Source organism: Geotalea sp. SG265 (genome assembly GCF_022808985.1).
Lineage (GTDB): Bacteria > Desulfobacterota > Desulfuromonadia > Geobacterales > Geobacteraceae > Geotalea.
The window spans coordinates 1-5,669 of record NZ_JAKZFT010000031.1; the positions used below are offsets into that span (position 1 = coordinate 1).

The window sequence follows — 5,669 nt, forward strand, 5'->3', positions numbered from 1 at the left end:
ATGGCTGGCTAACCCGGCAAAATTGAGTTTCAAAGAGCATAAATTTAGCAAGCCAAACAAATAACTTATGCTATTTGGCCCCTTGAGGGGGCATAGCTGCTCAATGCGGGGGTTTTTCAATGCCCTGATATACAATCGAAGGATTCATTTAAAGAAACACACCTTTCCGAAAAAGAGAGGGACGCTTTATACGATAATCTGCTTTATCAGGTAGCCTTGCGTACCATCCATGAGTTGTTTGAAGCTGACACGGCAGATGCATTGGATGCGGTAGCTTTCAATGGCATAGTTACTGCCGTTGACAAGACGAGCGGCCATAAAGTTACTGCCTGCATCCTTTCCGTCGTGTGTCGAAAAGTGGCCTTTATGCAGATTAATCTTGCTGGCATTGATCCGAAAGCCTGCTTCAAGAACCTCAAAGGCGTTGCGGCATCAAAGCTTTCAGGTTTGAGTTCTGTACCTCCCATCATGATGATCGACAAGGAAGACAGGCGCTTCATTGAGGGATACGGTGTAGTTGATTCCATCAACGAAGGAACAAATTTGGCCACAATGAACTGGGAAGATTTTGAGCACTTGATTCGGGAACTCTTTGAGCAGGAATTTGTTTCGACTGGCGGCGAGGTCAAGGTAACCCAGGCTAGCCGAGATGGGGGAGTGGATGCCATCGCCTTTGACCCTGACCCTATCAGGGGTGGGAAGATTGTCATTCAGGCCAAACGATATGCAAATACTGTGGGGGTATCGGCTGTTAGAGACCTATACGGTACGGTCATGAACGAAGGCGCAATCAAGGGAATATTGGTGACGACCGCTGATTATGGGCCGGACGCTTACGAATTCGCTAAAGGCAAGCCTTTGACACTACTTAATGGTTCAAACCTTCTCCACCTGCTCGAAAAGCATGGGCATAATGCTCGGATCAATCTTCATGAAGCGAAGCAGGAAAATAAGAAATTTTACTCATCGGCACTACATGTAATGCCATAACCTTTGGTAGTACATAACATTCCTCAATGGATGGCTAGAAGATATTGAAGTGGAATGTCGGCGCAAGCTGACAACCAGAGGTGAAGACTCATGTGTCACGCAACAACCAACCTGACAGGCTAACAAAGCATTGCTTGCTGTTGGCTCAGCAGGTTGAGGAGACAGCAGCAGAAGGCCTTTAGTAAGAAGAGGACGCCAATGACTTTCTTTATTCAAGTGGGAGTTGATAGATAATGACTACGGTCGCCAAGCATATCCAGAACGCTGACGAGACTATTTGTCGGAATATCGAATCGCTCGGTGACCAGCGGGCATTGCTCTCGCAGAACGTCCTCTCACAGCTCCGGAACCTAGTCGAGGGAGTTGCGGTCCGTCTCCACATGGCCTCACCCGATGCCGAATTCAACTACACCGCGGTAGAACCCGCGCTCGCCTTTGTGGAGACTTGTCTTCTTTGACCCTCAAAAAAGAGTGGGAGCCGTGGGGCCAATCCCCAAGAAAAGTTTGATCGAAGATTGCCACAAAGGCAAAGTTATTAGCGTGAGTTATCTACGAAAAGAATGAAGGAAGTCCAACACGGCTTACGACCCGCCTTCAAAACCTGGCGGGTCAAAGCCATGCCCGTTGGCAGAAAATAAAAAGAGATGAGGTCGTTAACTATGACAGGTAGCAATATACTTCTCGCCATAGAATTAGGATCTCTGCAAGATTTTCTGAAGCATTCTTGTCGCTGGGACGACGTGGAAAAAAATGAAGACGGAGAATTAGACGAAAGAGACTTTGAAAAGTTGCTGTACCGTCAGACTGTCGCTGCACGTGCCGCCTACTACGAAATAAACGCACTAGCACACGGTCTCCGCTTCGCTCCGCCGGTGCGCCCCGGCCACGTTGAAAAGTAACAAGATCACCCCAGTATAAATTGATCTAAGGATTTAAGATGCCGATCGACCGAATTGCATTAGGCAACAAAATCAAGAGGTACAGGGAGCAATTTGAGGTCTCAATTGCAGAGCTATCAATAGCGACCGGTATCCCCGCTGTAAGAATAACTAATCTTGAAATGGGGGCACAAGAACCGACAGGTGATGAAGTGCTCGTTTTAGCTGACTATTTCATGTGCGACTATAAGTTCTTTGTGTCAAATGAAAAACTTACTCCTTTGGATCAGACTGAAGCGCTGTTTAGGCGATACGGGAACGACCTAACGAGTGAAGATAGGTGGGCAATTCAAGAAGTTTTGTATTTTGCTGACAATGAATTCTACTTAAACAAAATTCTTGATTATCAAAAAACGCAACATTTTATTTGTCATATATCAGGTGCAAACTATAAAAATCATGGAAAACAAGTCGCGGAACAACTACGGTCGTTCTTTGGTTATAGCGAATTAGAAGTTAGGCTCAATATATATGATGATTTCAGGAAAATCGGTCTCTTAGTGTACCGAAGAAAACTTAGCAACTCAAAAATATCAGGGATGTGTATTAAACACCCAGTTGTGGGTAATTGTATTATTATAAACAGCATTGAAGATGTTTATAGACAGCGATTTACAGCTGCCCATGAGGCCGCTCATGCTTTAGTTGATAATAAAGATTATATTGTTTCTTTTGTGGGTGATAAAGATTTCAGGGAAGTAAGAGCTAATTCTTTTGCCGGTAATTATCTAATGCCATCAAAATTACTGAATAAAATACCAAATCCACATAATTGGGATGAAAGCAAAGTCATCCTTTGGGCCAACAAACTTCAGGTTAGCACGATTGCTCTTGCTTATGGTCTCAAAACGGCCAATCTAGTCAACCAAAATAAAGTAGATTTCATCAAATCTATCCGTGTTCCCAAGAACCTCAAAACAGACCCGGAACTTCCACCTGATTTGCCACCAAAATCGCGAGAAAGAAAAGAAGCTCTATTAGACAGGGGACTATCAACACGCTATCTGACAATGGTCTTTGCTGCCTATAGAAACGACCTAATTTCTCGTGCAAGGGTTGCAGAGATGCTACGTGTAACAGAAGCGGAGTTAGTCGAAATAGCGGCACTTTATCAAGTAGGTGTATTCGATGAGTTTTAATGTCAGTAAATTTCATCCCCACAATATTATCGACTCCTGCGCAATACAAAACGTGTTGTCATCTCTCACACTTTATTCGGCCTCGCTACAAGCCAGATGTGGATTTATTTGTACAGGATTTGTCCATTATGAGTGTCTTGTTAAGAGCCGAAACAATTCAACCTTAGAAGACAAAGAAATTCAGAAACGTTTTGCAAGTGCAATTGAACGCGGTGAAGTTCAAATTAACTCTCTTGATATTGAAGACTTACAAGGCATTCAGATGTTAGAGAATAGAAAAAAACTGGGAATGGGAGAACTTTCGTCCATTGCAGTTGCCAAAAAGTTCAGTCAGGTTTTTATGACTGATGACATGAAAGCTAGAAAGCTTGGAACGACAATTTTAGGAACTGAAAGAGTTCAGACGACGCCACAATTGTTTGGCTGGCTAATCTTTGGCAATTATCTGCTTGATAGCGACAAAGTCAAAGTAATTGAAGAGCATGAGCGTCTTGAAAAAAGAATTCCGCTCACCTGTTTTTTCGAGGAACTCTATCTTAAAGCGCTTGAAGCTAAGTGCATGAAAATGCATGAGTAAACATAAGCGCATTCAACCAAGGTTACGACCCGCCCGAAAAGAAGGCTGGTCAAACCCATGCCCATTATGTGAAGAGGAAAGACATGGACATTGTGGCTCCAGCAGTAGCCGGATTTTTTGCAGTCACGTCAGCTGTTTTGGGATGGCGCCTAAAGAGGGTCAGCGACGAAAAGGACCGGAAAGCATCCATCAAGAAAGAAAGGTTGGACGAACTAAAGAATCTTTACATGGATGTAGTGGCGAACTTTGATGGAGCCTTTAAGCAAGTTGCGGCTCAAAGCGAGTTTACCCTTTCAGATGGTTTTTCAACAACAGGGGCGAGGCTGCATCTGTTAGCTCCGCACTCTATCATCGAACTTTATGATGAAGCATGCTCGCTTTTTGATTCCTGGTCAATTCTTCACAGCAAAGCAACGCCTCCTCGGCGTGAGGTAAATGCGTAAACTTCCCCAAAAATGAGACATGATAAAAGTAGAGCTTTCTGGCATTCTAAAGCGCCAGGAGGTTCAAATGAAGAAAGCCCGTTTCACAGAAACCCAGATCATCGCGATTCTCAAAGAGGCTGAATCCGGGATGCTGGTAAAGGATGTCTGTCGAAAGCACGGCATCAGCGATGCTACCTACTACAACTGGAAGTCGAAGTATGGCGGCATGGATGCTTCCGATCTCAAGCGGATGAAGGAGATGGAAGCGGAAATGAGCCGCTTGAAGCGAATGTACGCCGATCTCGCTCTTGAAAATCGTGCTCTGAAAGATCTGATCGAAAAAAAGCTCTGAGGCCGTCCGAGAAAAGAGAAGCTGTCTGTTATCTCATCGCTGAGCACAGGCTTTCGATTCAGCGTAGTTGCCGCTGTGTCGGCCTTGCTCGTGCGGCCTACTACCGATCCATAATCTCTGTCTCAGAAGCGGATCAAGATGTAATCTCGGCCCTCAATCGTCTGGTTGAGCGGCACCCCCGATGGGGATTCTGGAAATCATTCAGGGTATTGCGGCGTTTGGGCCACCCCTGGAACCACAAACGGGTCTACCGGGTTTACTGCAACCTCCGCCTTAATCAGAAACGACGGGCCAAGAGACGGCTGCCGAAACGAGAGAAGCAGCCATTGCTAGTGCCACAAAAGCCGAATCAAGTGTGGTCGGCCGACTTCATGAGCGATACGCTCTATGCTGGCAATCGCTTCAGAACCTTTAACGTCATCGATGACTTCAACCGAGAGTGTCTGGCTGTAGAAATCGATACATCTATCACCGGAAAGCGGCTCATCCGGGTCTTCGAGCGGCTACGCCTGGAGCGCGGCTTACCGGAAGTAATACGCTGTGACAATGGCCCCGAATTCTTGAGTGGTGATTTTGTCGCGTGGGCCGAGTCTGTAGGAATCATCATTCAGTACATTCAGCCGGGAGAGCCGAATCAGAACGCTTACATCGAGCGCTTTAACCGCACCTATCGGGAAGAGGTGCTATCCCTTTATCTCTTCCGCAACCTGAAAGAGGTGCGGGAGATAACATACTGGTGGTTGAACGATTACAACGAGCTGCGTCCTCACGATTCTCTGGGTGATATGACGCCAGCCGAATACATGGAAAACTACACCGGAAACTCTACTTTCAAACTGTCTACTTGACAGGGAAGCTTACGCCTCTAGCGCCAAGAAATCCTCCCCAAGAAGTTGAGGATCTTCTCCTTCTCATCCACCAACCCCTGCCGGTATGCCCCGTAAACCTCGTCGATCATCTTCTTCGTCGAATGCCCCATCAGGTCCACCAGCCTGACCCAACAAAATCAAGCGCTTAGCAAAAAAGGACCAACCTAAAAGGTGGTCCTTTTTGCATTTTCAAGACGTTCTGTAAAGTTTTCGATAACGTAAAATATTTTTCGCTTTTATAAAAAGCAACACGATAACGTAAAATATTTTTCGCTTTTATAAAAAGCAACACGGCAGTGCCTGATTCCGGTTAGAATTGCGTCGCCAAACGAAAATTCGACCCGAAAGGAGTACACTGCCGTGGAAGAACAGAATACAC

At 45.6% G+C, this 5,669-nt stretch carries 7 protein-coding genes; all 7 read left to right on the plus strand.

What is annotated here, in order from left to right:
• The first annotated feature begins 216 nt into the window (after nt 1–216).
• The 7 genes from ML541_RS18690 to ML541_RS18720 all read left to right on the plus strand — a co-directional run bounded on the left by ML541_RS18690 (nt 217) and on the right by ML541_RS18720 (nt 5,269).
• Nucleotides 217–990 carry a restriction endonuclease gene (locus tag ML541_RS18690; protein WP_243375554.1) on the plus strand — a complete coding sequence of 258 codons (774 nt, stop codon included), beginning with the start codon at nt 217–219 and terminating at the stop codon, nt 988–990.
• A gap of 233 nt (nt 991–1,223) precedes the next feature.
• Nucleotides 1,224–1,448: a hypothetical protein gene (locus ML541_RS18695; RefSeq protein ID WP_243375563.1), complete on the plus strand. Its 225-nt coding sequence runs from the start codon at nt 1,224–1,226 to the stop codon at nt 1,446–1,448.
• A 201-nt stretch (nt 1,449–1,649) separates the two neighbouring features.
• Nucleotides 1,650–1,889, plus strand: coding sequence for a hypothetical protein (locus tag ML541_RS18700; RefSeq protein WP_243375566.1), 240 nt, complete (start codon nt 1,650–1,652; stop codon nt 1,887–1,889).
• Between the two features lie 38 nt (nt 1,890–1,927).
• Complete coding sequence (locus ML541_RS18705; protein WP_243375568.1) at nt 1,928–3,067, plus strand: XRE family transcriptional regulator; 1,140 nt, start codon at nt 1,928–1,930, stop codon at nt 3,065–3,067.
• Nucleotides 3,057–3,644 carry a hypothetical protein gene (locus tag ML541_RS18710; RefSeq protein WP_243375570.1) on the plus strand — a complete coding sequence of 196 codons (588 nt, stop codon included), beginning with the start codon at nt 3,057–3,059 and terminating at the stop codon, nt 3,642–3,644. The genes ML541_RS18705 and ML541_RS18710 overlap by 11 nt, the downstream gene beginning before the upstream one ends.
• 83 nt (nt 3,645–3,727) lie before the next feature.
• Complete coding sequence (locus ML541_RS18715) at nt 3,728–4,087, plus strand: hypothetical protein (RefSeq protein WP_243375573.1); 360 nt, start codon at nt 3,728–3,730, stop codon at nt 4,085–4,087.
• 67 nt (nt 4,088–4,154) lie between these two features.
• A protein-coding gene (locus tag ML541_RS18720) for an IS3 family transposase (RefSeq protein WP_243375576.1) occupies nt 4,155–5,269 on the plus strand; the annotation gives its coding sequence in 2 pieces (ribosomal slippage) (nt 4,155–4,416 and nt 4,416–5,269; 1,116 coding nt in all).
• The last annotated feature ends 400 nt before the right edge of the window (nt 5,270–5,669 follow it).